The organism is Oceanobacter sp. ABM4_470 (assembly GCF_056158645.1).
In genome coordinates this window covers 111772-136358 of the sequence record NZ_JBSWTR010000001.1, presented here as the reverse complement: position 1 = coordinate 136358, position 24587 = coordinate 111772, and the positions used below count along the sequence as shown (strand labels likewise).

Genomic DNA, 24587 nt, shown 5'->3' with positions numbered 1-24587 from the left:
TCTTTGCTATCGCCAGTTAAGTGCCTGTCAGTTAGCAGCCACTTGCAGGGTTACGGTGCTGTATTCACCGGCGGCAATGGCGGTTTCTACACCGTCGACCAGCATGGTGACTGTGTAACCGTCAGGTGCCGTAATAGCAGCGCCGTCTTCCAGCGTCAGGTTGGTGAGGTAGGAGGTTTCATCCACCACCCAGCTGCTGGAGCCGTCCAGCGTCAGGTCGAGGCCGCTGTCGTCGGTGGTGGCAGCGAACTCGTTGACCACCTGACCAATGTAGCCGTATTGCTCGGCGGTCACGTCGGAGGCCGCCAGACCGTCGGCTTCAAACTGGAAGGTGGTGTTGGCAGTAGTGATGGCACCGGTCAATGTGGTCGATGCCAGGCTAACGGCCAGATTACCCGCAGCAGTGTTGCCGTGAATGATGTCGCCATTAAGCGTCACGTTGCTGAAGGACGCCGTGGCTTCACCGGCTTCGCTGGCCCCAGCGAACAGGTCCGGGTTTTCGGCCATAAAGGTGGCGAAGTATGGGTCATCATTGGCCATCATTTGCAGGATGATGCCTTGCTCGGAGTTCAGTTCAGCGTCGTCGACAATCACGGTCGGGAAGCTGCCCTTGGCCTGAATCACGGCTTCGCCGGTATTGAATACCGAGCCACGTTCAATGGTCAGGGTGCCGGAACCGTTGGAGTGCAGCATCACACCGAAGCGGTCAGAGTTGACCACCGAGGCGTCGGTGAAGGTGCCGGAGCCTTCGGCGGCCATGATCAGACCATAGTCATTGACGTTAACAGTACAGCCGCTAAAGCTGTCGACCGCATCACCAATAGAGTATGCACCGTAGCCGCTTTCTTCGGTTTCCAGCGTCGAGTCGATGCAGTACAGACGCACGCTGACGGTATCGTCGGTAGACAGCGCCCCCCAACCCTCGGCTTTCACGGTGGAGTTAATGTAGTAAGCCGTGCCGTTACCCACCAGGTTGGTGGCACGGACGTTACCGGTCAGGCCCAGCATCCACGGCACTTCCATCATTTCGCCCAGTGCCACGGTGAACTCGTAGTCGTCAGGCAGGGTGCCGTTTTGCACATGTATGTCGGAGTTATTGACTCGCATGGTGCTGTTGCCGCCAACAAATACGGCGGTACGAACCGCCCCTTGAGTGGTGATGCTGGTGTTATCCATCGACACATCAGCCTGTCCTGCAGAGTAAACCGCGGCACCGTAACCGGCGAAGTCGTTGCCACCGTTGCCGGTAAAGTCGACGGTCAGGCCGTCAATGGCGTAGTTGAAGGCATCGGCAGAATCGCTGCTGCTGGTAACCATCACACCATTGAAGTTTTCCGCTTCGGAAGTAATCGAGCCGTCGGTCAAGGCAGTGTCAGTTACTTCACCGTCGACGTAGGCTGCCGCAACGGATTTTTCTGCCACGTAAGCGCCGTCCTCAACGTACACCGCGGTGCGGAAGTAATGTGGGTCCAGTTCGCCGTAGGTGATTGCAATATCACTGGTGACGGTCAGCACAACGTCGCCGCTGTAGCTGGCACCGGCTTCAATGGCGGTTTCAACGCCGTCGACGGTGAGCGTCAGGCTGTAGCCGTCGGCGGTGGTGAGGCTGGCACCGGAGGCCAAGGTGAGCGCAGACAGTTCGGTGGTTTCGGCCACTTCGTAGCTGCTGTCGGCGTCGATAGTCAGTTCTGGCAGGCTGGCCGCATCATTATTGCTATCGTCGTCGCTACCACAGGCAGTCAGCAATGGCATGGCAACGATCGGGGCGGTCAGAGTGATGGCGCGAATGGCGCGCAGCAGCACGGAACGTGCAGGGTGTTTGGTTTCCATCATGAAATCTCTTGTTATGTTTATATTCTTCCATCGGGTTTCTGCTCGTCGGCAAACTGGGCTGCCGTCGTGGCTTCAACATAAAAAGAGTGCAACGAATCGGTAAAATGACTCGTTGCAATGGAATCCATCCCCGCCACCGATAGCTGGCTTGATAGCGATTCAGGCCGCTACCAAACGTGCCGCCAGTGTCAGAAAGGGTCAGTGAAAAAGCCTTCTGATCTCAAAAACAATCCGCGTTTTCCACAAATCCAGCCTTGTAACCACTTCCTGCTATGGGGATTTCCGCTGGTAGCCATCGCTACAATCCATGGCCAGACCATGCCTCAAGCCCACTAACGGCCCAGAAAACACAAGGGTTGGCAGCCATTGTTTGATGAACGTCATTGCACCGGACGGCAGTGCCTTCATTAACAGCATCAAAAAATGACCGCCATCAAACAGGCCTGACAGTCCTTTTCATGTATCCAGCGCATCCATGGTTGCTATAGCTACAAACCATTTTTATGGATACCTTTGCGCTACCTAGACTGGCATTCAACGCTCGAGGCTCACCCGTCATTACAAATGCTTCGAGCGGCCCAATAATAAAGACAACAAGGTAATGCCCATGAATATCACCGGCCTCGATTGCCTGGTGTTTGGCGTCGATGACGTTGAAGCCTGCAATCAATACCTGACCGACTATGGCCTGACGCCGAAAGATGTATCGGCCGCTGGCGGTCGCTTCGAAGCTCTGGATGGCACCGCTATTGAAATCCGTCATCAGGATGATCCAAGCCTGCCACCAGCATTACCGACCGGCTCGATGCTGCGCAAAACCGTTCACGGTGTTGCCGACCAGGCCACACTGAACGCCATTGCCGAAGAGCTGGGCAAAGACCGCGAAGTAAAACGCTTGGACGATGGCTCTATTGAAGCCGCCGACGATATGGGTTTTGTACTGGGCTTCCAGATCAGCTGCCGTAAACCGATCTCGGTACCGGCTGAGAAAATCAACGCGCCGGGGGATGAGCCGGGCCGTCCGGTGAACGTGATTGGTGCCGATGAATCCGTCGAGATCATCCCGCGCTCGCTTTCCCACGTGGTGTACTTTGTGCCAGACAGTAAGAAGGCCGAAGCTTTCTATATTGAACGTCTGGGCTTCCGCGTGGCCGACCGCTTTACCAATCTGGGGCCATTCCTGCGTCCGCAGGGCACCCTTGATCACCACACCATTTTCCTTGTGAACACGCCGCCGGAAATGCAGGGCGTCGAGCACTTCACCTTCCATCTGGGTGGCCCTAACGAACTGTTGCTGGCAGGCAAGCGCTTCCAGGACAAGGGCTATGAATCGTTCTGGGGCCCTGGCCGTCATATCTATGGTTCCAACTGGTTCTGGTATTTCAACAGCCCAATGGGCGTTCACGTTGAATACGACGCCGATATGGACCTGCACGACGACAGCTGGACGCCGCGTGAAATCGACGCCAGCGCCGATGCGTCGCAGATTTTCAACTTCACCCTGGTCGACAAGTGGATGCCGGGTGGCGATCCGCACTGATGATTACGGCGTTGTAAACCATGACAGCCGCTGTGCAACTGTGCCACTTCGATGAGCTGAACGACGGCGAAGCTCGCGGCTTTGACCCAACGGGAAGCGGCCGCGACAGTCTGTTTGTGATTCGTCAGGGAAATGAGGTGATTGGCTACCTCAACGCCTGCCCCCACCGCGGTTACGAAGGAACCTCGATGGCGTGGCGCAAGGACCAGTTTCTGAACAAGGCCAGGGATCGCATCCTCTGTGGTGCCCACGGCGCGCAGTTTGATATTCGCACTGGCGAATGCTTGCGTGGCCCTTGCCCCGGCCAGTCACTAACACCCGTACAGCTAACTGTTAACGAACAAGGCGATGTGTATCTGCACCCGACAGATACCGGAAAATAACAATACGAGGGATACACCATGACCCTGCCCGCACAAAAGATTCTGATTATCGGCGGCGGTTTCACCGGTATGTCTGCGGCCATTCTGCTGCAACAACAAGGTGCCAACGTCGAGCTGGTAGAAATCGACCCTAACTGGCGTACCGATGGCGCTGGCATTACCGTCAGTGGCCCGTCCCTGCGCGCGGTCGAGAAGATCGGCATCCTGCCGCAGTTCAAGGAAAAAGGTGCCATCACCTCTGGCGTGAAGATGTTCAACGCCGAAGGTCAGTTGATCAAACAGATCGACACCCCAGCGGTACCGGATTCATCCATCGTCGGTGGCGGTGGCATTATGCGCCCGGTACTGGCACGGATTCTGGGCGAAGCCACCAAAGAAGCCGGTGTTGATGTGCATCTGGGCTGCACCTTCACCCGTATTGAAGAACGCGGCGATCAGGTTGAAGTAGAGTTCAGCGATGGCCGCTTCGGCAGCTACGATCTGGTGCTGGGCACCGACGGCGTGTTCTCGAAAGTGCGTCAGGATATCTTCCCCGATGCCCCACGCCCGCAGTACACCGGTCAGGGCGTATGGCGTGCGGTGATTCCACGTGGCGACGTTGATTGCGCCATGCAGTACCTCGGGCCAAACGGCAAGGTCGGCTTTACGCCGGTGTCCGATACCGAAATGTACCTGTACTACACCGAAGCTCGCCCAACCATGGACAAGTTCTTCGAGGAACACGAACTGGTACCGCACCTGACCAAGCTGCTGGAACCCTTCACTGCGCCGGAGATCGTCGAGATTCGCGAGAACCTGGGCGAGTCGTCACAGATCATCTATCGCCCGCTCGAAGGCATGTTGATGCCACGGCCATGGTACAAGGGCCGCATCCTGCTGATGGGTGACTGCGTACACGCCACCACCCCACACCTGGCCTCTGGTGCGGGTATGGGCCACGAAGATGCCGTGGTACTGGCAGAAGAATTCAAAAACGGTGGCGATATTCTGGAAGTATTGGAACGCTTCCAGAATCGTCGCTGGGAACGCTGCCGCATGATCGTCACCAACTCCATGCGCCTGGGTGAGATCGAAAAGACCGGCGGCCCGAAGGAAGAGCATACCCAGATTATGGGGATCACCATGCAAGCCTTGCTGGCGACCACCTGATTCCAAACCGAGTTCTCTGAGCCTTTGCACTGCAGTTTCAGCAACTGCCTTTCGCCCATCAGCCTGTGTTGATGGGCTTTTTTGTAGCTGCGGGTTGTGTCTGAGAGTCAGTGGGAGTTAGATGGGCACCGATTCGTGATGCACCGATTCCGCGGTAATCACACCCGTCCGTGGTAGGAGCGAATTTATTCGCGAAAGCATCCAATCATCGGGAATGAATTCCCTCCTACACCGAACTCAATCACGCAGCGCAGCAAGTAGGAGCGAATTTATTCGCGAACACATCCAGTCATCGGGAATAAATTCCCTCCTACACCAAATTCAATCACCGAGCACGACAAGTAGGAGCGAATTTATTCGCGAACCCATCTGATCATCGGAGGTGAATTCCCGCCTGTACTAACCCTTAGCGCTAATGCATTGGCGTAGCCTTGTGTGCGATGCCTTGAACTACTGCTACAAAAAACGGGGCTCATAGCCCCGTTTATTTTGCCTGACAGCTTGTGCCAATCAATCACCGGCCACGCGCACATCCTGCATCCGCCCGAGTAAATCGATCATGCTGTTGTAATAAAAGCTCACCAGATTCGGCACCCACTCTTCCTGTTCCCCAACCAGACGAGCACGAATCACCTGATAACGGGTGTCCAGTTTTCGGAACTCATCAATACGATCCCCTCTGGTTTGAAGCTGTTGGAGATCTTGCTGAACCTGTGCGTCCAGGTGTGCCATGATGTCCGGGCGACCATCGAGTATCAGCAGGTTGATGGAACTGAAGGTGGAGGTCTGATAGGCCAGGTTCTGCATCGCCATATGCACTGCTATGGTTTGCTCCAGCGTCAGATTTTCGGTCTGTTCTGCCAATTGTTTATCCAACAAGGCATGGGTCTGAATCGCGCGGTTAATCCATGTTGGCAACAAATAATCATGCTCAATTGGCTGCGCTTCAATCGCACGGATTTGCTCAGCCAGGGTGCTCACCCTTGCGGCTAACCCGGTATTGCCACTGGTCACCGACCACTGCTGCAACGACATCAGGCTAGCACGATACTTTTGCTGGATCACCGGATCGTGATTTTCAAACTTGGGGTTGTAGTACATCAGCAGGTTGCTGAGGGTATCGAGGGCCTGTAAGCGCGGCTCGATAATGACCAGCCCATCGTTGATCCGGGTTTGTTTTTGGGGTTGGGAATGGACTTGTATCTGGTTTGTCTTCTGAGCTATGGGCTGGGCGAGCACCGGAGGCTGAAACAGCAGTGCCAACACCAGCAAGGACAGCGTCGCCAAGTCCAACGGAATAAACGGAATCAACAGAGTGGAGTGAGTGGTTTTCTTACGATAGTTAGATACCAATAAAAGCAGCGTCATGGCAGGTCCCTTTATTATTGTTTTCGGGTGATGGTTGTCAGCCAGCAAAGCAGCACGGACAAAAAAGCCCCGCAAAGTGCGGGGCGAAACAGGATACAGAGCGCGAACGTTTCCCTTTGCTTTACTTCATGGCCGCAAACGTGGCGGCACACCAATCGGCGATGTAATCGCGCATGGCGGTGCCGTTGTCGGCGCCACAGTGTTCGATCTCAAAATCTTCCGGGGTGAATACCCGCACATCACACTGCACCGAGTTCACCGCCTGAGAGCTGCAACGCTCAACATCAGACACAGGTACCTGACGGTCGCCCTGACCATGGGTGATCAGGAACGGCATTTTGATCTTTTCGATCTGGCCATCGAGGGTGATGTTGTCACAGTACGTCATAAAGGAATCGAGGTTATCGTGACCCCACACCCACATCACGTGATCCCAGTAATGCGGTACCGGGTTCTCACCTTCACGCTGCAAGCGACGGTGTTGCAGGTCGCCCCACAGATGATTGGCACCCATGATGGCGCAGAGTGCAAAACGCGGTTCGTTGGCCGCCGCACGCGGGGCATAGTAGCCACCTAACGACAGTCCGAACATACCAATGCGGGTTTCGTCGACGTCTTCACGAGAGGCCAGGTATTCGTAGGCCGGGGTTGCCCAGGCTTCGGAGTTATACACAGCGGTCAGACCGCGTTTGCGCAGCGCTTCACCGGTACCCGGCTGGTCGACAAACAGGGTGTACATGCCACGTTCGAGGTTGGATTCACCGTGACCCGCCATGTAGACCTGCTCTTTCATCGAATCCAGGCCGTTACAGGACACCAGCGCCGGACGCTTGATGCCACTGCCGTCATGAACAAAAATCGCCGGGTAAGAAGAATCGCCGTACGGAATTTCAACGAAGTCGATGTGCAGACCACGGCATTCAACGTACTTGCGGAATAGCTGCAGCCCCTTGTCGTAGGCTTCCCAGCGCGGTGCATAGTCGCGGGATTGCATGCGTTCGGCAGACAGGTAGTAACCAGACGCACGGCCATATTTGGTACCGGCAGACAGGGTGTAGCCCAGCTCTTCATCGGCGGCAGCGTTTTTGGCCACTTGATCGGCTACTGCAATCCAGCTGTCGAACAGTTGTGCGGTACCGGCATCTTCACCGTTGGCGGCGGCTTCCTTGATTGGACGAATCGCCACATCAATTTCGCCATGATTACCACCACACACCAGCGCCAGGTTGGTTTGCAGATTCCAGACGTAATTCCCCGGGAATGGTTCGAACATAATTTCTCCTCGAGCCGGAACACCGGCCAGATAGCGCCACGTGGAATATCGCCATGCTGGATTGAAGACCCAAAGAACGGTTTGCCCCGGATCATGGAAACCACCAGCTGGCCAGACATCCTGCGTGATCGTCAGCAGTACATCAGGTAACCGGCGTGAGCCTGTAGGAACGCATTATTATTGTTCTCTTACCTGTCGGTTTGGTGTGCCTTCAGCCAGCAAAGAATCTGGCCGAACGGACATGTGATCAGGCTAACGAGGCTTGAGGTATCGGTGAAATCGTTTGATTCCATGGGAGGTATCGGGGAGCAGGATATTGAATGGTCTTGTTCAGCCGTGGATCGGTGCGCGTTGCACACCCTACGTGGGTAATCTTTCAAAATATCTGATGTAGGGTGCGCACTGCGCACCAATATACCGTAGGAATTACCAATTTTCCTGTTAAACGCTAAACCGTAGGGTGCGCACTGCGCACCGATATCCCCCCGGCATCACTCTCCAAATCCATTCATGGCCATATCTTCACGACAATACCAATCGGCGTTGTATATCCCTTCGGCAACGTAACGATGAAACGATGACCATGGCCAATCGGCTGCCCGCTGCACCAAACCGTGCTTCACCGGGTTACCGTGGATGTAATCAAAATGGCGCTGATAATCTGCTTCATCGCGGATCACATGCTCCCAAAACCGTCTCTGCCAATACCCGCTTTCATGGCGTTGTTGGCGGGAATAACCAACCGCCGATGCCATCCCTGCATCATTCATGCGCTTTGAAAAACCAGCTTTGATTCGTCCCCAGCGGGTAGAAAAATCATGGTCATCATCCGGCAAACTCCACAGGCAATGCATGTGATCCGGCATCAGCACCCAGGCATCGATTTCAAAGGGCATAGAGGAACGAACCTCGACAATGGCATCGCGTAAACAGCGGCGGCTCAGATCCGAAGTGAATATTGGCTGGCGATGATGGCTGACCAGCGTGAAAAACAAGCAGCCAGAATGGCTAAAGCGACGGTAGTTCGGCATGGATTAACCTCCCTGTTAATCATGACGGCATACAATGTTTTATTCGAAGTTCGTTATCCGGTGCGCAGTGCGCACCCTACAAAGCAGAAACCATATATAGGCCAAACTCCCCAGCAAATACGATTTCCGTAGGATGCATCCTATAAAGGGGAAAGATACGCCTCTGATTAAAATACCAGCGCTGGTTATCCGGTGCGCAGTACACGCCCTACTTGGGTAATCTTTCAAAATATCTGATGTAGGGTGCGCACTGCGCACCAATGCAGCGTCGAAATTACCTCCTAGGCTCAGGGCACACTACCCGCCCACACACTCATTACGCTGCGAACCCAGCCCGCTAATGGTGCTTTCAATTACATCCCCCGGTTTCAGAAAGCGTTTGTAATGAGAGCCATTGCCCGCCGGGGAGCCGGTAATCAATACATCGCCCGGATACAACTGCACCCGGCTGGTTAAATACACCAGCAGCTGCGGAATATTGAAAATCATGTCAGCAGTGGTTTCGTCCTGCATCAGCTCGTTATTCAGACGCAGCTGAATCGACAGGTTGTGTGGGTCGGCCACTTCGGCTGCTGGCACCAGATAAGGTCCCATCGGGCTGTAGCCCGGCTGGCATTTGCCCATCAGCCAGTCGGAGCCGATGGCGTGCAGGTCAGGGCGATGAGTCAGGTTACGGTTGGTGATGTCGTTGACGATGGTGTAGCCCGCCACGGCGTCCATGGCGTTTTCCAACGTCAATTTGAACGCCGGTTGACCAATCACCACCGCCAGTTCCAATTCCCAGTCTGGCTGATCCTCCTGCTTGGAGACCGCGACCTTGTCGTAAGGGCCGGTAATTGCCGAGCTGACGCCAGTGAATATGTACGGGGTGCCTTTGGCTCGCTGGTCCATAAACTGCTGTGCCTGCACCCGAATGGCGTCGTCGTCCAGATGCACCCACTCCGGGTCGCGGCGCTGGTCGATCACCAGATCAATCACATGCTGGCGATAGTTGGCTCCTGAACAGAAAAACTGTCGAGGCTGTGGAATTGGGGAGCAAACGTTCAGAAGTGCTTCATCAACCACCGGCAAATCGTCGCCCAATGCTATCCAGCCACTTTCCAGCACTTGTGTCGCCGCGGACTCAATCGTCGGCAGGTTGTGCGTCCAATGCTGCAAACAGTGATACAAGGTGTCACAGCCAGACAAAAACAGTCCCTGCGTACGAGCCCACGGCTTTAGCGCCGTTAATGCCAGTACCTGACCATTAACCATCAGGCCTGCGAACGGCGTCGCCCCGGCAATCGAATACATGGCCAACGCCCAGGTTGGCTGATGGGTGGTTTGACTCATACGTGCGCCCTGCTCCACGTGTCCGTGTCTTGTGTAGATAGAAGATTCCGACACTGACGGTTTTGTTATTGAAGCCAGAGCGGTCAGGACAGGTTAACCCCGGTGCGAATTGCGGTATAGCCCTGTTACCGGCGGGTTTATCAGTACAGCAGGAAATTGAATTCAGAATGACGTGGAAAATGGCGTGGATGCTGGGGTTTGGCCTTGATACCCGAGCCGGGTATTTGCAGATTTTTACGTAATAACGAGGTTGATGGTGCGCGGTGCACACCCTACGGGGATATTGGACGCTGGACACTAGGGTACGCGATGCTCACCCTACCCGTTCCATACCATAAACCTGGCAGGGTGCGCAGTGCGCACCGAATCACCGTGTTAAACCACTAAACCGCCGCTTAATACACCGACGTCGCCCGCTCGATCAGCGTCTGGATATCACCGTCATGCTGGTAGCCCAACGCCAGTGCCGCATCCGACACCAAAGGCGGCTGGGTGGCAAAACCGGCTTCCAGATGCGCGTCCGGTTCAAAGGTCACTAACCCCTTGCAATGTTCACCGTAGGCTTCGGCCAGTCCGTCGATCACCTGCTGCATGGTCAGGCGCAACACCGGCAAGGTGAAATCACGCTTGGGTGCAATCGCTTCCGGGCTGATGCTGGCGGCATGAATCAGGTTGTTCACACAGCAAGGCACCGACATAAACCAGGCAACGCCTTGCGCCGATACCGGACAGGTAAACGGCTCACCGGCTTTAAGTTTCCAGAAGATGTCGCTCATAAAGGCCGACAGCAAGCCGGATGGCTGTGGTGGGCGCGCCACAATGCCCGGCAGGCGCACAATGCGACCGTCGATAAAGCCTTTGCGGCTGTAATCCTGCAGCAACAACTCGGTAGCCAGCTTCTGGTAGCCGTAGCTGATGTGCGGCTGCAATGGAGACTCGTCGGTAACCACATCAGGCATCGGTGAGCCATACACCGCAATGGTACTGGTGAACACCATACGTGGTGGCGTCGCGAACTGACGGCAAGCTTCATACAGGTTCACGGTGGCGGTCAGGTTAACATCCAGACCCAACTCGAAGTTCTTCTCCGCGGCACCGCCCGGAATGCTGGCCAGATGAAACACCACCTCCGGCTCCCCGGCCACGGCTTTGGCCAATACGTCGGCGTCGGCAATGCTGCCTTCCACGCACGTCAGACGGCTGTCATCCGGCACACCCGCGCAGCTCATATCCGCCACGGTCAACGCAGTGATTGGCTGACCATTAAGCAAAAAACCATCTTCTAACAGCCGTTCCACCAGTACTCGGCCAACAAAGCCATTACCGCCTGTCACCATCACTTTCATAGACTGGCCTCCTCGGCTGATTGACGCATTACTTCAGTGCTGGCACCTGTGCCATTGCCTTTGACAAAAGTCTGGTCGATCTTGCCAAACAGCGAACTGCCATCACTGGCAAACATCTCGAACTGCAGGCTTTCACCAAATTTGATGAAGTCGGTGGAAGATTCACCCTTGTCGATCACTTCCACCGCACGCTGTTCAGCCAGACAGGCGGAGCCCACTTCGCGGCAGTTGGCGTTGGAGAAGGTGCCTGTGCCAAGCACAGTGCCAGCACGCAGGTTACGGTTATAGGCCCAGTGACAGATCAGTTCGGCAAAACTGAAGTCCATCTCACGGCCGTTAGGGTTACCAAACCATTGGTTGTTGCGGTGAACACACATGTCCAGGTTCACGCGGCCATTGGCGAAGCTGCTGCCCAGCTCATCGACGGTGCAGGCCACCGGCGCAAAGGTGGTGGCCGGTTTGGCGTTGATCAGACCAAAGCCCATCTGCAATTCGCGGAACAGGTGGCCGCGCATGGACACGTCGTTGATCAGGGTGAACAGCTTGATATGAGACTCGGCGTTTTCCAGCGCCACACCAGCTGGCACATCGTCCAGAATCACGGCAATTTCACCTTCGAAATCGCACTGGTCGTCTTCGCTCGGGAAGGCATAGTCATCAACGGCGTTGGTGAAGTCGTCGCTTTGGCGCTGCACCAGAATCGGGATGCCCGGTGTTTTCTTCACGCTCAGGTTGTAGGCCTGTTCCATGATTTTGCCATGGTTGAGAAACGAAGACGCGTCGACAAACTGGTAGGCACGCGGCAGCGGTGCCATCAGGCGGGCCGGGTCAAAAGCTTCGGCCTGCACCCAGCCAGACTCGTTCATTTCGACGTTCTGGCGTTCCAGTTCTGGTGCCAGATCGTCCCAGCATTCAACCAGCTGCTGCATGGTACGGGCGGCATCGGCCTCGATCATGCGGGTCAAATCACGGTTTACCAGCAGCAAGCGGCCGTCACGGCTGCCATCTTTGAGCGTCGCGAGTTTCATAGGATTTCCTGTCTTGTTATTGGAGCCTGACGGCCGTTTGCCAGTCACGCTCTGAGTGAGGGCGCTATTCCCACAGGTGAGGCAGCTGAATCAGCTCGATCAGGTTGCCGCTGTTATCACGCAAGAAAGTGGTTGGGGTGCCCTGGATCACCTTGGTGAAGACGATGTCGGCCTCTTCCTTGTGCAGGTGAGCCAGCATCTCTTCCATGTCCTGTACCCCGAAACACATATGCTTGTTGCCGTGGGTTTGCAGGTCGGTGTTGGGCATCCGACGTTCTTCCGGCAACGGCTTGGCTTCATCCAGCTGGAACAGCTCGATACGGAACTTGCCGCGCTGGATAAAGGCCACGTGGGCCGGAATGATGTCGAGGTAGACCCGAAAATCGAGTTGAAACCCCAGCACCCGTTGGTACCACTCCAGCGAGGCATCCATATCCGGCACGCTGATGCCGAAGTGGTCGGGACGGATATCCGGGATATTGTTCTTGTTATTCATGGTTTCCTCTTTTAAATCGTCGGACGCTGGACGTCTGATGTTCTTATCCGTGCGATGGCTGTACGAGTGAATCGGGCCGCGCAGGTTTATTCGCAATGCGATTTGCCAAACCAGCCGATATCGGCAATGAATTCCCTCCTACAACGCACCGCCGCGTCAGACGTCCGACGACCTTAATCAACTCAGCGGTCGACCGCCGTCCACAGCAATGATGTTACCGGTGGTGAAGGTCAAATACGCCGCCGCCGCGATCACTGCATCGGCGACTTCTTCCGGTGCCGCCAATCGTTTTAATGGCGTACGCTCAGATTGTTCATCGCGCCAGCTCTGGTCCATCTGTTTTACAAAATCGGTGTCGGCCAGGCCCGGTGATACCGACACCACCCGAATCTGCGGCGCCAGTGCTCGCGCCAGTGATTTGGTCATGTTGTCGACCGCGGCCTTGGAGGCGCAGTAGATCACATTCGACCCCATCGCGGTGACGGCGGCAATGGACGATATATTCACCACCAGACTGGCCATGCCACTTTGTTCGGTACTATTTTGCAGCAGCGTCTTGAAGGCCCGGGTCGCGGCAAACGGGCCACGGACGTTGGTGGCCAGAATGCGATCCAGCAGCTCGTCGTCGAGCCCATCCAGATCGTCATGGGCGCAGTAGCGTGTAGTACCCGCGCAGTTCACCAGAATGTCGCAACGGCCATAGCGCTCTGACACCTGTTCAGCCAGTACTGTCATGGCAGCGGAGTCAGTAACCGGCGCCGCCAAGGCACAGTGTGGGTCAGCAGCATGTGAAGCCACTACCGGCAGTTGCTCGGCCAGCTCTTCCGCCGGTTGTTTCGAGCTGTTGTAGCCCACTACCACGGAAGCCCCGGCCTGTGCCAGACGCTGACAGATGGCGGCTCCCAAACCGCCACTGCCACCGGTGACGACAGCGACTTTGCCTTGCAGCTCGGTACCGTCCAGCTCACGAATCACCGGGGCCACCATTACTTGTTACCCAGACGACGTACGCGGATGTCAGCCTGCTCCTTGTGACCCATCATGTGTTCGGCGTTACACAGACGTGAGCAGTATTCACCCACCATTACAGAGGCTTCGTCGGTCAGCACGCGCTGGTAGGTGTGCGTCTTGATGAACTTGCCGACCCACAGACCACCAGTGTAGCGGCCAGCGCCTTGGGTAGGCAGAGTGTGGTTGGTACCAATCACCTTGTCGCCATAAGACACGTTGGTGCGCTCGCCGAGGAACAGACCGCCGTAGTTGGTCATGCGCTCCAGGAACCAGTCAGGGTCTTTGGTCATCACCTGAACGTGTTCGGAACACAAGCGCTCACTCTCTTGCAGCATTTCTTCGTCGGTTTCACAGAGGATGATCTCGCCATAATCGCGCCATGAAACGGCCGCTACATCACGGGTTTCCAGACGGGCCAGTACGGTCTCGATGGCCGCTGGCAGTTCTTCAGCGATCTTCTTCGAAGTGGTCACGCAGTAAGCCGGAGAAGTTGGGCCGTGTTCCGCCTGACCCAGCAGGTCTACCGCCACCAGTTCGGCATCGACGGTGTCGTCACAGATCACCATGGTTTCGGTTGGGCCGGCGAACAGGTCGATACCCACTCGGCCGAACAGCTGACGCTTGGCCTCGGCCACAAAGGCGTTACCCGGACCAACGATCATGTCGACGCCAGGAATGGACTCAGTACCAATCGCCATCGCCGCAACCGCCTGAACACCACCGAAGCAGTAGATTTCATCGGCACCGGCCATGTGCATGGCAGCCACGATTTCCGGACATGGCGCACCGTTGAATGGCGGCGCACAAGCGATCACACGCTTAACACCAGCCACTTTTGCCGTCAGCACAGACATGTGCGCAGACGCGATCAGCGGGTATTTGCCGCCCGGGATGTAACAGCCAACAGAGTTCACCGGAATGTTCTTGTGGCCCAGCACCACGCCGGGCAGCGTCTCGATCTCGACGTCGTGCATGGTGCTCTTCTGGATCTGAGCAAAGCGACGGATCTGCGCCTGGGCGAACTTGATGTCTTCGATGGTGCTGGCGGGCACCTGGGCGATGGCTTCCTGAATCTGCGAATCGTTCAAACGAAAAGACTCCGGCGACCACTTGTCGAACTTCTCGGAATATTCGCGCACCGCAGCGTCACCACGAGATTCGATGTCGGCCAAAATGCCTTCAACGATGCCACGCACCTGGGTGTTCATTTCCGCTTTGGTCTCAGCCGCCGCGCCTTTCTTGATGTACTGGATCATGAGTAACCCTCATCGGTTTTTGTTGTTTTGTTTCGGACCGAGATCAGATGACACACCTTGCTCGGGCGACTTGAACAAGTCGTGCTCTCTTGCGAGACCGTGAAACAACACCCCGGAGACATCAGAGGGGACAGGCGACAGGCAAAACCGGTATAGCTACAGGGAAGCCATTCATACCGACAGTGATGCCCTTGGAACTCCGCTTATTGTTGTTATTTCACGGTCAGGCCGGGAGCGGGTAATTCAATGGCAATCACGGTATCACCGTGCTGAAGCATCCCTGAAATCGTTTGGTTTAATCCAATCTATCCATTTTACCGATATGTAAAAACCAATAAGAAGTATTCACCAGCCACTCTGTTACAAGGGCGAGCCAGCTCGGCTGAGGATGCACAAGCAGTCTGTAAGGAATGGCCAATTCGATCGCAGGATGTGAGCCAACTGACGCCCTATCAGCTCAAAACAACGCCATCAGGGCCAACAGTGCGAATCTGTTTTCGCCCCCAGCGCTTGGATTAAATAACCACTGGATTTCACCGTCTGCCCATTAGCAGACCGTTTGGGAGCAGAGTTATGAAAATTCTCGCCGCGCAAATACAGATTCCTGCTACGCCGAACAAGCAGCAGCAGTTGCAGCACGTTGAAGCTGTGATTGAGCGTCTGAGCGCACGAGCGGAAACCGCGCAGGTCGACTTGATCGCGCTGCCGGAGCTGGCGGTGATGGAATACTCCACCCCCAACTTCAACAACATTGAAGAGTTCAGCGAACCTCTCGGTGGGCCAACCCAGCAATTGTTTGCACGATTTTGCCAGCAGCATCAGGTTGCCGTCTGTTACGGTATCGCCCGCAAGGACGGCGACCACACCTACATCAGTCAGGTGGTGCTGGATGCCAACGGCGACTACCTCACCCACTACGACAAACTGCACACCGCCGAATACGGAGATTCCTCCGAGGCCAACTATTTCAGTCGTGGTAATCACCTGACGACCTTTGATATCGGCGGCGTCCGCTTTGGTTTGCTGATTTGCTACGACATACGTTTTCCGGAACTGAGTCGTCGCTACTGCCGTGAACTGGGAGTTGATGTGCTGCTGCACCCGGTGGCGTTTGCGCAGGATTGCTCATTCCATTCCTGGCAGCAGTTTGTGGTCAGCCGGGCGCTGGAAAATCAGGTCTACTTTCTCAGCCTTAACCGCGCCGGTAGCCACTTTGGCCACTCCATTTTCTGTCCGCCCTGGGTCGACGATAGTGTGCAAACCGACATCATGGGCGAAGACGAAAGCTTTATGGTGATCGAACCTGATGCCGAAACCCTGCGTCAGGTGCGCGAACAGATTCCGTTCCGCAAGGATGCCTTTGCCGACTACAGCGTACTGGCAGTCAAACAAAGCTGACCGAAATACGAAAAAACCGCCACCGGAATATCCGGGGCGGTAACGGAAAGAGACCGGGAGACTGACCGGTCCTGGGGAGACTCCGTTCAACCAGACGTTTTCGACGCCATGCTGTCGATCATCTTCTGCACCGCGACAAGATGCTCCGGCTCGTTGTGGCACATGCCCTGGAAGCAGGCGCACAGATCGAGAAAATCCTTCAGTTCCATACGTTGGGCCATCTTCATCATGCGCTTGGTCAGGCGTGTTGCCTTGGCTGGTTGACTGGCAATACGCTGGGCCAGTTTCATCACTGTAGGCATCAATGCATCGGCTTCGACCACTTCCAGCACAATGCCGATTTGCTCGGCTTCACGTGCATCCACCACGCGGCCAGAAAGAGTCAGTTCGAACGCACGCTGGTAACCGATCAGTCGTTGCATAAACCAGGCTCCGCCGTCACCGGGGATGATTCCCAGATTGAGGAAGGTCTCACCAAAGCGGGCTTTTTCCGAAGCAATACGGATATCAGCCATATTAGCCAAATCGAACCCGGCACCAATAGCAGCGCCATTGACCGCCGCAATGATCGGCACCTCAACGGCCTGCAATGACAACGGAATGCGCTGGATGCCGGCCCGGTAACGGGCCTCCACTTCAGCAACATCACCGGCAAAGTCACCACTGCGATTGGCCATTTCGTGAATATTGCCACCGGCGCAGAACGCCGATCCGGCACCGGTAATCACCAGTACCGAGGCTTCCGGGCAACGGTTGATCCATTCGGCTGTCGCGACAATGTCATCCACCAGCGCCGTGCCGGTCAGAGCGTTACGCACATCATGGCGATTGAGCGTCAGTATGGCGATGCGGTTCTCTAGCGTCAGTTGTGCATCCTGCAGGGATGGCAATGCCACGTTGGAAACTGTTTGATCAGACATTTGAAGCCTCCTGTTCAACAATGATGCGGGCGTCCACAACAGCGTAACCATCGTCGTAGGCAATCACCGGGTTCAAATCCAGCTCGGCGATTTCCGGATGACCATCCACAATGGCGGATACCTTGAGAAGCAGTTCGACCAATGCATTCTTGTCGACCGCCGCTTCACCACGGGCCCCTTCAAGAATCTTGCGCGCCTTGATCTGGTTAATCATCCCCAGCGCATCCTGACGGCTGAGCGGAATGGAACGGAAGGCGACGTCTTCCAGAATCTCGACAAAAATACCGCCGAGACCAAACATCAATACTGGGCCAAATACCGGGTCACGGCTGACGCCAATGATGACCTCTGTGCCCTTGCGGGCCATTGGTGTCACCAGTACCCCTTCGATCTCGGCATCGGCCTTGTAAGCACGGCAAGAAGCGAGAATTTGCGCTCGCGCCTGTTCCAGTTGCGCGACACCCGAGAGGTTGAGTTTGACACCACCTGCATCGGACTTGTGGAGAATGTCCCGTGATACCACTTTCATCGCCAGAGGCTGGTTACCGAACACCTGTTCTACATCAGTCAGCGACTGCCCTGCACTGTAGATACGCTCTTCCGGCACATCGACACCGTACTGACGCAGCAGTGATTTTGCTTCGAACTCGAACAGGTCACGGCCTTGTTGACGCGCCGTTGCAAACATATCGCCAGCGGCGGATGTCGCGGTTACGGCTCCAGGCAGCTCGGTATTGGCCAGCGACTGCATGTACTGACCGCGCTCAGCCAGTGCTTTCATCACCTGCACTGCGTGTTCGATGGAATCAAATACCGCCACGCCCTGCTGCTGCATACTGGCCAATGGTTGCGGCTTCACATGGGCATACAAGCTGTAGATCACCAGAGGCTTGGTTGATGCCTTCGCCAGTGCCGCTATGTCATCGGCGGCCTGTTGTTCTTCGACCTTCAGTTCGCTGGCAAAGCGAATGCCGTAGCCACCAAACATCCCCACCAGGAACACCATATCAACGCCCGGGTCCTGTTCCAGGATGCGCATACAGTCAGCTAACAGGCCTGGATTGGCATCGGTGCTGCCCGCCACGTCTACCGGATTCACTAACGACGCTTGTGGGAACAGGATTTCCTTCAGCGCTGCACGGGTGGTCTCTGACAACTGCGCCAGTTCCAGCCCGGTTTCTGAAAGTCGGTCTGAGGTAATGGTTGCCTGACCGCCGCCATCGGCCAGCACCGCGACCCGCTTGCCCGCTGCAAATTGCATCAGGCTCAGGCCCTTGGCTACCGGCAGGATTTCGTCGGATCGGCTCACCACATTCACCCCGGCCTGACGCAACAGGTCGACCGTCATGGTGTAACTCCCCGCCAGCGAGCCGGTGTGGGAACTGGCGGCCTTCTGACCAGCTTCGGTAGAGCCGGATTTGTATAACACTACCGGCATATCCCGGGTCACGTCACGGGCAACGTCGAGGAAAGCCCGACCACGCTTGAAGCCTTCAACATAGAAGGTCGCGGCTTTTGTGTGCGGATCTTCGCCCAGAAGCTGCAGATAATCGGCAAAGTCGACGTCAGTCTGATTGCCCGGTCCTACGTAGTTGCTGAACCCGATATGACCATTGGCTTCGGCTTCCAGAGCCAGTGCCAGCAGCATGTTGCCGGACTGCGAAATAATGCCGATATCGCCGGGTTTGACGTTATCCAATCCCAGCAGATTGACCTTCTTGTGGAGGTTGAACATGCCGGAGGTGTTCGGGCCAACCAGACGAATATTGGCCTCTCTGGCGGCATTGAGTACCTGCTGTTCCAGCGCGGCACCGGCCGCATCTACCTCGCCAAAACCACTGGCCAGGATCACTGCCCCCTTGACGCCATTCTTGCCACATTCGGCTAACAAGGACGGAATGGTTTTGGCCGGGGTGCAGAACAGGGCCATATCCGCCGCCACCGGCAGATCGGTGATTGAGGCAAAGGCCTTGTAACCAAGAATACTGTCGGCCTTGGGGTTGATGGGATAGATATTGCCCTCGTAGCCACCATCGATCAGGCCCTTGATGGCCTTGTAGCCACGCTTGGTCGGGTCAGCGGATGCGCCAATGATGGCGATGGAGCCCGGGGTCAGGAACGCATGCAATTCACTCTTCATGGTCAGTTCCCCTGAAACACTGGCGCACGCTTGTCAGCAAAAGCATCGACGCCTTCCTGCCAGTCACGGGTGGTAGTACACATAAACACGCCATCCAGCTCATGACGCAGCTGCGAATCGAGGTCGGTCGCCGACGCATCGTTCAACAAGCGCTTCACCAGTGACATCGATACCGGTGCCCGGCTGCTCAGTTCGGCAATAAAGGCCTTCGCTTCTGCCAGCAAGTTATCGCCAGCCACACTCCGAAGCACCAGCCCCATGGCCTCAGCTTCGGCACCTTTGATGCGACGACCGGTAAAAATCAGTTCCCGCGCCTTGGCCAGTCCAACCAGACGTGGCAGGAATTGGGTCACACCGCCCCCCACACAGGTACCGATGCTGACTTCCGGGAAGCCAATCTGGGCATCCTCAGCCATCAGTACAAAATCGCAAGCACAGGCCATTTCCGCACCGGCACCCAGCGCATAGCCATTGATCGCTGCCACGACCGGAATATTGAGCCGGAAAATGGCTTCACAAACATCATTGCCCAATTGCAGGTACTGACGGCGCTGGTATGCCGTACGCTCGCCTGCACCGTGCTCTTTCATGTCGGCGCCAACACAAAACGCCCGGCCCTCGCCTGTCAGCAATACTGCCCGCATTTCCGGGTCAGCCTCCGCCAATGCCAACGCTGCCAGCAGCTCGGTGTAGAACTGCTCAACCACAGCATTAAGTCGATGCGGGCGATTAAAGCGAATCGTGGCGTAGCCGCTGTCGCGTGAATAAATCAGGGTTTCAAATTCTGGCAATGGCATAGAAGGTCCCAGCCTGAGGCTATGAAAGGGGTGTGTTTCTCACTTAGGTACATTTGAACCTAAATTAAATCATAAATAGCACATTCGTTTCATTGCAAGACAAATGTATCGAATCAACAGCAGAAGTGAACAATCTGTACCAATCCTCTAAACTGGCTTTTCTTTTTAGCAGCGCAGGGAAAGGCCCAGCATGTCGTCAGACTCCACTTCCAACAGCACCATTTCAGATGCCGAAAGCGCCCTGCAAGCGATTTCCTCTCTGTATCCGACCCTGACGGAGCAACTGCGTAAGGCCGCTGACTACGTGGTTGAACACCCGGTTGACGTGGCCCTGCTGTCGATTCGTAAAAGTGCGGCGGCGGCGGATGTCACGCCCTCCACGCTGACCCGGCTAGCCAAATGCCTGGGATTTGATCGCTATGACAGTTTTCGCCAGGTGTTTCAGCAAGCCGTTCACAGCAAGCCTGCCGTCAGCTTTGGTACTCGCATCGAGTCGATCCAGCAGAATTCCGGCGACAGTAGTGGCCAGCAATTCCAGCAGTACGCGATGTCAGCCATGGCGGATATGGAAAAGCTGTTCAATGATGAGACGCTGCTGAAACTGCAGCAGGTAGCACGGCGTATCGTCTCGGCGCGGCGGGTGTTTGCACTGGGTTTTCGCGATACCTTCGCCTGCGCCCACCACTTTGCTTATGTCGGCCGGATTGCTTTTCCGCACATCAGCCTGATTCGTGGTCAGGAGGGCAACCTGTTGAGTGAATTGGCTGAAATTGGTGACGATGACGTGGTCGTAGCGTTCGGCTCCGATCCTTACAGCATCGAAACAGTGAAGTCGGTTGAGATAATCCATGAATCCGGCGCAGAGCTGGTCGCCATCACCGATGATATCCGTTCTCCACTGGCATCCGGTGCAGCCTTTACCTTTACGGTAGATACCGATACTCCGCACTTTTTCCCAAGTATTGTGGCGTCAATTACCCTGGTTGAAGCACTGTTGGGGGAATGCGTGGCGTTGGGCGACAAAGGAATGGTCGATAACATCCATCGCTTTGAAAACAATCTGCGGCGATTGGGCGGCTATTACCGTAAGTAACGCTCGACAACCGGCCTGAAGCTTCGAAAGCATTGCTTCAGGCCGCTGCTCTACGTTGGTGAATCGAGAGCACTTGCAGGAGCCAATGAGACTCAGGCCGGGTCCGGCTGGCGCACCACCATCACCGAGCAATGGCTGCGGTCGACCACCCGATTGGTGTTGGGTCCCATCAAACTGTGTCCCAATGACGGGTTGTGCGAGGCCATTACAATCAGGTCAGCCTGCCACTGACTTGCTCGCCGTAAAATCGCCTCGTGCACCCTGCCCTCTGCTGGATGGCTGCTGGCTGTCAGCTCGGTGGCCACATGGTCTGCCACGAATTGCTGTAACCGCTGCTCATGCTGTTGCAGTAATTTCAGCTCAAACCCCTTCGGGAAAAAGGAACCGACCCAGGCGTTGCCGACATCGGGGATTACCGAGATCAGCTCCAGCTCAGCACTGAAAGTTCGCGTCAGTTGCTCCGCCACTGGCAAGGCATGACGCCATGACCATTCATCATTGAGATCGACCGCCAACAAAATACGCTTATACATAGGCCTTTGCTCCTGACAGTTGTTGCTGTGGACGCCGCCGCCGCTGGCAAACCACAACCAGGGTCAACAACAGCAATGCCGGCAGATAGAACCATTGTTTAGCGAAACGCTCGGCTGGCACTTCGATCGACGTGATGGTCCAGTCAAAATCGAGTCCGGCTTTTTCAGCAGCACCGCCGAAAGTCAGGTTATCGACCTGCATCAGACCATCGTTGTTTACCAGCTCCATGCCCGTTGCGGCCGTCAGACGCTGCTCACCAGGACCACCGGCGGCACCTGTATCGAACAGCACCGTGGTTTGCACGAACTTGCCATCGAGGGTCTCGCCTTCGGCACGCAATCTCAGTTCGCCATGATCGGGCAGGCTTTCAACGTATTGGGCCAACTGTCGGGGATCGCGATGCTCAAATGGATCTTCCACCTGATTGAGCCAGAACCCCGGCCGGAACAGGGTGAATGCCACCAGCAGCAACGCCGCGCTTTCCCACCAGCGATTGCGGGCAAGGAAGTAGCCCTGGGTTGCGGCAGCAAACAACAACATGGCGATCAAGGCGGTGACAAAGACAAAGCAGCCCTGCCACCAGTTAACGTCGATCAGCAGCAGATCGGTATTGAAGATAAACAGGAACGGTAATAGAGCAGTACGTAACGAAAAGAAGAACGCGGTAAAGCCGGTTTTCAAGGGATCCCCGCCCGATATCGCCGCCGCCGCGAACGAGGCCAGCCCCACCGGAGGAGTCACATCGGCCATGATGCCGAAGTAGAAAACAAACATATGTACCGCCACCAGAGGCAGTACCAGCCCCTGTTGGGCACCCAATTCAACCACCACTGAGGCCATTAGGGATGACACCACTATGTAATTGGCCGTAGTTGGCAGCCCCATCCCCAAAACGATGCTGATCAGCGCCACAAACAGCAGCATCAGAATCAGTACACCACCGGAAATCAGCTCAACGAAGTCGGCCATCACGCCGCCGATCCCTGTGAGTGTTACGGTACCGACAATAATGCCTGCGGTAGCTGTTGCCACCCCGATACCCACCATATTGCGCGCACCGTCGTTGAGACCGTTAAACAGATCTTTCAGGCCGATAAAAAACTGCTGACGGCAATCGCCGCTGTTACGGAACCAGGCTTTCAGTGGTCGCTGGGTCAACAATACAAAAATCATCAGCATCGTCGCCCAGAATGCCGACAGGCCCGGCGACTTGCGCTCAACCATCAGGAACCACACCAGCACAAATAACGGCACCAGGTAATACAAACCGGTTTTGTAGACGCGAGAAAACTCCGGCAAAACCTCATCGTCGTCAGCACTGCTGGCGGCAAGGTCCGGCTCGCCGGAAGCCAGTTTCACCAGCCCGGTGTAGCCCGCCACTATCAGTAGAAGAATCAGTCCAATACTGAGTTCCGGTAGCCATTGCTTGATGGCTTCGACCAGAAAATAGATCATCCCCAGCAGGATAATACTGCTGCAGGTAATCAGGCCGCTGCGCAGTAATTGCACCTTCCATGGCCGTGGCGGTGTTGCTCTTGGCAGGCCCTGGAGATCCATCTTTACCGCTTCCAGATGGACGATGTAGAGCAGAGCGATGTAGGAAATAGTGGCGGGCAGGAAGGCATGTTTGACCACCTCAATGTAGGGAATCCCCACGTACTCGACCATCATGAAGGCCACCGCCCCCATCACCGGTGGCATAATCACGCCATTGATAGAAGACGATACTTCTACCGCTCCGGCCTTGTCAGCACTGAAGCCCAGACGCTTCATTAACGGGATAGTGAACGTCCCTGTCGTCACGGTATTGGCAATGGAAGAGCCGGAGATCATGCCGGTCATGGCCGACGACAATACCGCAGCCTTCGCTGGCCCACCGCGCATGTGCCCCAACAGCGAAAACGCCACCTTGATGAAATATTCGCCGGCACCTGCAGAGTTCAGCAAGGCACCAAACAGTACGAACAGAAACACAAACCCGGACGACACTCCGAGCGCGATACCGAAAACCCCCTCGGTGGTGAGCCACAGATGTGACATGGCTTTCTGAAACGAAGCGCCTTTCCATTGCAGCACGTCCGGCAATACCGAACTGTCACCAAAAAATACATAAGCCAGAAAGCACAACGCGACAATCATCAATGGCGGACCCAGCGAACGGCGGGCAGCTTCCAGCAAAAGCACCATGCCACCGCCGGCGACGACCAGATCCATGGTGGTCGGCAAACCCGGCCTCAACGACAGGGATTCATAAAACAGATAGATATACCCGGCACAGAATGCCGCAAGTAACGCCAGCGCCCAGTCCAACAAGGGAATATGGTCGCGCGGGCTGCCTTTGAAAGCCGGAAAAGCTATAAACGCCAGGAACACGGCAAAAGCCAGATGCAACGAGCGCGACTCGGTATCGTTCATAAAGCCGATACCAAAGGTAGAAGGCAAGGGAGAGCCAATCCAGAGTTGAAACAGCGACCAGATCAGCGGTACCAGCAGCAGTACCAACATGGAGATGCGACCGACAGGCAGACGATTACCCGTGTCTGCTGCTGCCACCATGTCTTCCAGCTGCTGCATTGTTGCACCCTTCTTCAGCCCAGAATCCGTAGACATAAGGTTTCCTCAGCACGACCGCTGTCGCACCCGATTGAATAACAGGAAG

20 protein-coding genes are annotated in these 24587 nt (G+C 55.8%); 5 read left to right on the top strand and 15 right to left on the bottom strand.

What is annotated here, in order from left to right:
* Positions 1-27: 27 nt before the first annotated feature.
* The gene (locus tag ACXADJ_RS00555) at positions 28-1833 is read right to left on the bottom strand and encodes a hypothetical protein (RefSeq protein WP_475061920.1); all 1806 of its coding nucleotides are present in this window, start codon (positions 1831-1833) and stop codon (positions 28-30) included.
* Between the two features lie 607 nt (positions 1834-2440).
* Between ACXADJ_RS00555 and ACXADJ_RS00550 the strand changes: the two genes are divergently transcribed.
* From ACXADJ_RS00550 to ACXADJ_RS00540, 3 genes are read left to right on the top strand one after another with little or no spacing between them, the layout of a single operon-like run.
* The gene (locus tag ACXADJ_RS00550; protein WP_475061918.1) at positions 2441-3373 is read left to right on the top strand and encodes a VOC family protein; all 933 of its coding nucleotides are present in this window, start codon (positions 2441-2443) and stop codon (positions 3371-3373) included.
* 20 nt (positions 3374-3393) lie between these two features.
* Complete coding sequence (locus tag ACXADJ_RS00545; RefSeq protein WP_475061916.1) at positions 3394-3756, top strand: Rieske (2Fe-2S) protein; 363 nt, start codon at positions 3394-3396, stop codon at positions 3754-3756.
* Positions 3757-3774: 18 nt separating this feature from the next.
* Positions 3775-4905 carry an FAD-dependent oxidoreductase gene (locus ACXADJ_RS00540; RefSeq protein WP_475061914.1) on the top strand — a complete coding sequence of 377 codons (1131 nt, stop codon included), beginning with the start codon at positions 3775-3777 and terminating at the stop codon, positions 4903-4905.
* Between the two features lie 510 nt (positions 4906-5415).
* On the opposite strand, the gene ACXADJ_RS00535 is transcribed toward ACXADJ_RS00540, so the two are convergent.
* The 9 genes from ACXADJ_RS00535 to hisD all read right to left on the bottom strand — a co-directional run bounded on the left by ACXADJ_RS00535 (position 5416) and on the right by hisD (position 15046).
* Positions 5416-6273, bottom strand: coding sequence for a hypothetical protein (locus ACXADJ_RS00535; RefSeq protein WP_475061912.1), 858 nt, complete (start codon positions 6271-6273; stop codon positions 5416-5418).
* A gap of 121 nt (positions 6274-6394) precedes the next feature.
* Entirely contained in the window at positions 6395-7546 is a 1152-nt protein-coding gene (locus ACXADJ_RS00530) for an alpha/beta hydrolase family protein (RefSeq protein ID WP_475061910.1), read from the bottom strand.
* Between the two features lie 491 nt (positions 7547-8037).
* Positions 8038-8577 (bottom strand): REP-associated tyrosine transposase, encoded by a 540-nt coding sequence (locus tag ACXADJ_RS00525; protein ID WP_475061907.1) that lies wholly within the window; start codon positions 8575-8577, stop codon positions 8038-8040.
* Between the two features lie 297 nt (positions 8578-8874).
* Positions 8875-9909 carry a fumarylacetoacetate hydrolase family protein gene (locus tag ACXADJ_RS00520; protein ID WP_475061904.1) on the bottom strand — a complete coding sequence of 345 codons (1035 nt, stop codon included), beginning with the start codon at positions 9907-9909 and terminating at the stop codon, positions 8875-8877.
* A gap of 395 nt (positions 9910-10304) precedes the next feature.
* A complete protein-coding gene (locus ACXADJ_RS00515; protein ID WP_475061902.1) occupies positions 10305-11255 on the bottom strand; it encodes an NAD-dependent epimerase/dehydratase family protein in 951 nt (316 codons plus the stop codon).
* Positions 11252-12283: a fumarylacetoacetate hydrolase family protein gene (locus tag ACXADJ_RS00510; protein ID WP_475061900.1), complete on the bottom strand. Its 1032-nt coding sequence runs from the start codon at positions 12281-12283 to the stop codon at positions 11252-11254. The genes ACXADJ_RS00515 and ACXADJ_RS00510 overlap by 4 nt, the downstream gene beginning before the upstream one ends.
* A 64-nt stretch (positions 12284-12347) precedes the next feature.
* A complete protein-coding gene (locus ACXADJ_RS00505; RefSeq protein ID WP_475061898.1) occupies positions 12348-12779 on the bottom strand; it encodes a VOC family protein in 432 nt (143 codons plus the stop codon).
* A gap of 177 nt (positions 12780-12956) precedes the next feature.
* Positions 12957-13766: an SDR family NAD(P)-dependent oxidoreductase gene (locus ACXADJ_RS00500; RefSeq protein ID WP_475061896.1), complete on the bottom strand. Its 810-nt coding sequence runs from the start codon at positions 13764-13766 to the stop codon at positions 12957-12959.
* Positions 13766-15046: a histidinol dehydrogenase gene (hisD, locus tag ACXADJ_RS00495; protein ID WP_475061894.1), complete on the bottom strand. Its 1281-nt coding sequence runs from the start codon at positions 15044-15046 to the stop codon at positions 13766-13768. The genes ACXADJ_RS00500 and hisD overlap by 1 nt, the downstream gene beginning before the upstream one ends.
* Positions 15047-15619: 573 nt before the next feature.
* Between hisD and ACXADJ_RS00490 the strand changes: the two genes are divergently transcribed.
* Entirely contained in the window at positions 15620-16444 is an 825-nt protein-coding gene (locus ACXADJ_RS00490) for a carbon-nitrogen hydrolase family protein (RefSeq protein ID WP_475061890.1), read from the top strand.
* Positions 16445-16530: 86 nt separating this feature from the next.
* Here ACXADJ_RS00490 and ACXADJ_RS00485 read toward each other — a convergent pair whose 3' ends face one another.
* Genes ACXADJ_RS00485 through ACXADJ_RS00475 form a run of 3 tightly spaced genes read right to left on the bottom strand, consistent with a single transcriptional unit; the run spans position 16531 to position 20301 of the window.
* A complete protein-coding gene (locus tag ACXADJ_RS00485; RefSeq protein ID WP_475061888.1) occupies positions 16531-17364 on the bottom strand; it encodes an enoyl-CoA hydratase-related protein in 834 nt (277 codons plus the stop codon).
* Positions 17357-19504, bottom strand: a complete 2148-nt coding sequence (locus ACXADJ_RS00480) for an acetate--CoA ligase family protein (protein ID WP_475061886.1) — start codon at positions 19502-19504, stop codon at positions 17357-17359. The genes ACXADJ_RS00485 and ACXADJ_RS00480 overlap by 8 nt, the downstream gene beginning before the upstream one ends.
* Before the next feature lie 2 nt (positions 19505-19506).
* On the bottom strand, positions 19507-20301 hold the full coding sequence (locus ACXADJ_RS00475) for an enoyl-CoA hydratase/isomerase family protein (RefSeq protein WP_475061882.1): 795 nt from the start codon (positions 20299-20301) through the stop codon (positions 19507-19509).
* Positions 20302-20491: 190 nt separating this feature from the next.
* On the opposite strand from ACXADJ_RS00475, the gene ACXADJ_RS00470 reads away from it, so the two are divergent.
* Positions 20492-21394: a MurR/RpiR family transcriptional regulator gene (locus tag ACXADJ_RS00470; protein WP_475061878.1), complete on the top strand. Its 903-nt coding sequence runs from the start codon at positions 20492-20494 to the stop codon at positions 21392-21394.
* A 92-nt stretch (positions 21395-21486) separates the two neighbouring features.
* Here ACXADJ_RS00470 and ACXADJ_RS00465 read toward each other — a convergent pair whose 3' ends face one another.
* Positions 21487-21927: a universal stress protein gene (locus ACXADJ_RS00465; RefSeq protein WP_475061876.1), complete on the bottom strand. Its 441-nt coding sequence runs from the start codon at positions 21925-21927 to the stop codon at positions 21487-21489.
* Positions 21920-24538: a TRAP transporter permease gene (locus tag ACXADJ_RS00460; protein ID WP_475061873.1), complete on the bottom strand. Its 2619-nt coding sequence runs from the start codon at positions 24536-24538 to the stop codon at positions 21920-21922. The genes ACXADJ_RS00465 and ACXADJ_RS00460 overlap by 8 nt, the downstream gene beginning before the upstream one ends.
* Positions 24539-24587 lie beyond the last annotated feature (49 nt).

Excerpts from the sequence above, each read along its gene's own strand:
- ACXADJ_RS00515 (WP_475061902.1), bottom strand. The coding sequence starts at position 11,255 with ATGAAAGTGATGGTGACAGGCGGTAATGGCTTTGTTGGCCGAGTACTG.
- hisD (WP_475061894.1), bottom strand. The coding sequence starts at position 15,046 with ATGATCCAGTACATCAAGAAAGGCGCGGCGGCTGAGACCAAAGCGGAA.
- ACXADJ_RS00520 (WP_475061904.1), bottom strand. The coding sequence starts at position 9,909 with ATGAGTCAAACCACCCATCAGCCAACCTGGGCGTTGGCCATGTATTCG.
- ACXADJ_RS00530 (WP_475061910.1), bottom strand. The coding sequence starts at position 7,546 with ATGTTCGAACCATTCCCGGGGAATTACGTCTGGAATCTGCAAACCAAC.
- ACXADJ_RS00535 (WP_475061912.1), bottom strand. The coding sequence starts at position 6,273 with ATGACGCTGCTTTTATTGGTATCTAACTATCGTAAGAAAACCACTCAC.
- ACXADJ_RS00465 (WP_475061876.1), bottom strand. The coding sequence starts at position 21,927 with ATGTATAAGCGTATTTTGTTGGCGGTCGATCTCAATGATGAATGGTCA.
- ACXADJ_RS00555 (WP_475061920.1), bottom strand. The coding sequence starts at position 1,833 with ATGATGGAAACCAAACACCCTGCACGTTCCGTGCTGCTGCGCGCCATT.
- ACXADJ_RS00505 (WP_475061898.1), bottom strand. The coding sequence starts at position 12,779 with ATGAATAACAAGAACAATATCCCGGATATCCGTCCCGACCACTTCGGC.
- ACXADJ_RS00545 (WP_475061916.1), top strand. The coding sequence starts at position 3,394 with ATGACAGCCGCTGTGCAACTGTGCCACTTCGATGAGCTGAACGACGGC.
- ACXADJ_RS00490 (WP_475061890.1), top strand. The coding sequence starts at position 15,620 with ATGAAAATTCTCGCCGCGCAAATACAGATTCCTGCTACGCCGAACAAG.
- ACXADJ_RS00500 (WP_475061896.1), bottom strand. The coding sequence starts at position 13,766 with ATGGTGGCCCCGGTGATTCGTGAGCTGGACGGTACCGAGCTGCAAGGC.
- ACXADJ_RS00485 (WP_475061888.1), bottom strand. The coding sequence starts at position 17,364 with ATGTCTGATCAAACAGTTTCCAACGTGGCATTGCCATCCCTGCAGGAT.
- ACXADJ_RS00550 (WP_475061918.1), top strand. The coding sequence starts at position 2,441 with ATGAATATCACCGGCCTCGATTGCCTGGTGTTTGGCGTCGATGACGTT.
- ACXADJ_RS00510 (WP_475061900.1), bottom strand. The coding sequence starts at position 12,283 with ATGAAACTCGCGACGCTCAAAGATGGCAGCCGTGACGGCCGCTTGCTG.
- ACXADJ_RS00470 (WP_475061878.1), top strand. The coding sequence starts at position 20,492 with ATGTCGTCAGACTCCACTTCCAACAGCACCATTTCAGATGCCGAAAGC.
- ACXADJ_RS00540 (WP_475061914.1), top strand. The coding sequence starts at position 3,775 with ATGACCCTGCCCGCACAAAAGATTCTGATTATCGGCGGCGGTTTCACC.
- ACXADJ_RS00475 (WP_475061882.1), bottom strand. The coding sequence starts at position 20,301 with ATGCCATTGCCAGAATTTGAAACCCTGATTTATTCACGCGACAGCGGC.
- ACXADJ_RS00460 (WP_475061873.1), bottom strand. The coding sequence starts at position 24,538 with ATGTCTACGGATTCTGGGCTGAAGAAGGGTGCAACAATGCAGCAGCTG.
- ACXADJ_RS00525 (WP_475061907.1), bottom strand. The coding sequence starts at position 8,577 with ATGCCGAACTACCGTCGCTTTAGCCATTCTGGCTGCTTGTTTTTCACG.
- ACXADJ_RS00480 (WP_475061886.1), bottom strand. The coding sequence starts at position 19,504 with ATGAAGAGTGAATTGCATGCGTTCCTGACCCCGGGCTCCATCGCCATC.